Raw genomic sequence first — 3,345 nt, 5'->3', positions numbered from 1 at the left:
CGCGGCGGTGCGCAGCACGTCGGCGCGGGCGGCGCGCAGGCGCAGCAGCAGCGGGCCGGCGTGCTCCAGCAGCCGCGCGCCCGCCCACCGGCTCACCCTGGCGGTGGCGCCGCTGGCCCTCAACCCGGTGCTGGCCGCGCGGCTGGCGCGGGCCCGCGCCGAGCAGCCCCGCCTGCGGGTGCGGCTGCGCACCGTGGGCCGCGAGCAGGTGGCGGCCCAGGTCGCGGCGGGCGAGGCCGATCTGGGGCTGACCGACGGCATCACCGCGCCCAACGACCCGCTGCGCCTGCCGGAGGCGGGCCCCATGACCACGGTCGGGGTGTCGGATGAGGAGCTGGTGGTGGCGCTGCCGCCCGGCCATCCGCTGGCGGGCCGGGCGGGGCTGCGGCTGGCCGACCTGATCGACGCCCGCTGGCTGGCCACGCCGTTGTGCCCGCTGCGGCGGCTACGGGATCTGGTGGGCGACGGTTTCCGGGCCGGGCTGGACTACCGGGGCGACGACGTGCAGACCGTGCGCAACCTGGTGGCCGCCGGGCACGGCCTGACGCTGCTGCCCGCCTCGGCGGGACCGGGCGTGCCGCTGGCGGCCCCCCGGCTGGTGCACCGGGTGGAGCTGCTGCACCCGGCCCTGCCGCCGGGACCGGCGGCCCGCCTGGCGGCCGCCCTGTCCCCCTGAAGGTCCCCGCGACAGCTCAGCCGCGCCCGTGCCAGCCGTCCACCCCGCCGGGCACGGGCGCGTCCGCGTCGTAGGGGACGCGGGTGAAGACGAAGGTGTTGAGGTCGAGGTGGTCGGGCGCGACCCGCAGCGTCTCACCCGCGTAGTAGCCCTCCAGCCCCACCCACGTGCCGTCCTCGCGCGGCGCGAACCGTGAGGCCCTGCCGGGCCCGTTCATCGGCGCCAGCGACAGCATCCGTCCCGGCAGCAGCCGCAGCACGTACGGGGACGGCCCCCAATGCCACACCCCGGTCAGCGCCAGCAGCTCCGGCTCGGCGGGGCAGGCACGCCATTCCCGCGGCAGCCGCGGCTCGTGCTCGGCCAGGATGTCCAGCAGGTCCAGCGGCAGCGACCGGCTCACGCCGGAGGTGACGTTGGCCAGGTACAGCACGCCGACCCGCTCGGCCGGGTCGGCCCACACCGTGGCCAGGAACCCGGGCATCGACCCGGTGTGCCCGGCCAGGCGCCGCCCGGCGTGCCGGGTCAGTTGCAGGCCCAGGCCGTAACCGCTGCTCCAGGCGTCGCCGTCGTCGACGGTGGCCGGCTCGCGCATCTCCGCCAGCGTGGCGGGCGCCAGCACGCCGCCGGTGTCGCCGGCCACGAACGCCGCCCACCTGGCCAGGTCGGCGGCCGACGACCACAGCTGCCCGGCCGGCCCCATCGCCCCGGCGTCGTGCTCCGGCTCACGCAGCAGCACGTCGGCGTACGGGTGGACGGCGTAGCCGGTGGCGTGCGGCTTCCTCGGCCGGGCGGTGGTGGCCTCCATGCCCAGCGGCGTCAGGATCTCCTCCTGCACGGCCCGCAGCCACGGGACGCCGCGCAGCCGGGCGACCAGCTCGCCGAGCAGCGCGTAGCCGAGGTTGCTGTAGTGGTAGCGGCGGCCGGGCCGGTGCTTGAGGTCGCCGGCGGACAGCCGGCCCAGCAGCGCCTCCGGCGGCAGGCCGGGGGTGCGCTCCCACCAGGCGGTGGGCGGCTCGGCGCTCAGCCCGCCGGTGTGCGACAGCAGCTGCGCGATCGTCACCTCGCCGATCGGCGCCTCGGGCACGTGCTTGCCGACGGGGTCGAGCAGGTCCAGGCGGCCCTCGTCGCGCAGCCGCATGACGGCCACGGCCACCAGCGACTTGGTGATCGACCCCAGCCGGTACTGGGTCGCGTCGGTGGGCGGCGAACCCTCGCCACCGCTGTTGATGGGGCTCTCGCCGTCGATGCGGCCGCGCGCCCCGAACCAGGCCGTCCGGCCGTCGCGGACGATGGCCGCCACGATCGACGGTACCCGGTTGCGGGACTGGTCCTCGGCCAGACGCCGCAGCAATGCCCGCCCGGCCGCCGATCCCACCGCCGATCCGGCCGCCCCCTGTCCGGAGCCGGTGTGGTCGTCCGCCGAGGGGTGGGCCGAAAGACCGAGCGTGTCGTCCATGACCGTCCACCCTACCGGCCGGTCCGCCGCTCGGAAGGAGATCAGCCCGGGCCCGATCACCTCCGCCTGAGCCGGCCGGCCGGGTCAGGTGTCGCCGCAGATCAAAGGCCTAGGTCGTGATCAGTGAGGCGGTCAGGTGGTCGCGGAAGCGGCGAGCCGCCTCCGACACGTAGGCCCCCTCCCGCCAGACCAGCCACAGGACCCGCTCGGCGCCGGGAGCGGCCAGCGGTACGGGCGAGAACGGCGCCCGCGAGGCCGCCAGCGGCGAGCGGAGGTACCAGGCGGGGCCGAAACCCACTCCGAGCCCGGCGCTGACCATCTCGATGGCCGTGGTGGCCTCGTCGATCTCGCAGGCGACCACCAGTTCCAGCCCGGCCTCGGAGAACAGCCGCTCGGCCAGCGTGCGCTGCCAGATCCCCGGCCGGGTGGTGACGACGGGTTCACCCGCGAGGTCGGCCATGGTCACCTCCCGCCGGCCGGCGAGCCGGTGCCCGAGCGGCACGGCGAGCAGGATCTCCTCGCGCAGGAGTTCCTCATGGACGAGCCCCGGCCCGTCGAGCACCTCGGAGGCCAGGCAGAAGTCGACCTGTCCCTCGCTCAGCCGCTCCGTCATGACCTCCGGGTTCGCCTGGAAGAGACGTACGGCGATGCCTGGATGTTCGGCGATGAAGCTCTTGACCGGTTCGGTGACCGTGAGCAGCGTCTCCGAGGCGAGCGAGACGCTGCCGCGGGCCAGCCCGGCGGCGTCGGCGAGTTCGCGCCTGGCGTCATCCAGCTCGGCCAGGGCCCTGTTCACCCGGCGCAGGAATGCGGCGCCGAACCGGTTGAGGCGGATTCGCCTGCCGTGCCTGTCGAACAGGGGCACGCCCAGGTCGGACTCCAGGCGCGCGATGGTCCGGCTGAGCGAGGGCTGGGCGACGCGGAGTTCTTCGGCCGCCCTGCTGATGTGCTCATGGCGCGCCACAGCCTGGAAGTAGCGCAGCGACAGCAGATCCATTATGCCCCTCAAGCTATGAAGATATGGAGAAACTGGTCTTGGACAGCATATAGGGGTTCTTCTAGGGTCATCCACGAGTATTCAATCGTTGGAGGTTTCGTGCCCTTCGGGTATCTGTTCCCTGTGGCGCTCGCCGCTGTCGGCACGTTGTTCGCGTTGCGGCCGGTGCCGTTCTCACGCCCGCTCGGCCGTACGAGCTACTACTTCGGCCTGGCC

General features: G+C 74.4%; 3 protein-coding genes. 1 reads left to right on the top strand and 2 read right to left on the bottom strand.

What is annotated here, in order from left to right; genetic code table 11:
- Positions 1-7 precede the first annotated feature (7 nt).
- Positions 8-676 carry a LysR family transcriptional regulator substrate-binding protein gene (locus MTP10_RS41800; RefSeq protein ID WP_310717455.1) on the top strand — a complete coding sequence of 223 codons (669 nt, stop codon included), beginning with the start codon at positions 8-10 and terminating at the stop codon, positions 674-676.
- A gap of 16 nt (positions 677-692) precedes the next feature.
- On the opposite strand, the gene MTP10_RS41795 is transcribed toward MTP10_RS41800, so the two are convergent.
- Complete coding sequence (locus MTP10_RS41795; protein WP_310717454.1) at positions 693-2,132, bottom strand: serine hydrolase domain-containing protein; 1,440 nt, start codon at positions 2,130-2,132, stop codon at positions 693-695.
- A 109-nt stretch (positions 2,133-2,241) separates the two neighbouring features.
- Positions 2,242-3,141: a LysR substrate-binding domain-containing protein gene (locus tag MTP10_RS41790; protein ID WP_310717453.1), complete on the bottom strand. Its 900-nt coding sequence runs from the start codon at positions 3,139-3,141 to the stop codon at positions 2,242-2,244.
- Positions 3,142-3,345 lie beyond the last annotated feature (204 nt).

The organism is Nonomuraea sp. 3-1Str (genome assembly GCF_031570565.1).
GTDB lineage: Bacteria > Actinomycetota > Actinomycetes > Streptosporangiales > Streptosporangiaceae > Nonomuraea.
This window is presented reverse-complemented; position numbering and strand designations above follow the sequence as displayed.

What these genes read in the sequence shown, in the direction of transcription:
- MTP10_RS41795 (WP_310717454.1), bottom strand. Translation starts at nt 2,132, where the DNA reads ATGGACGACACGCTCGGTCTTTCGGCCCACCCCTCGGCGGACGACCAC.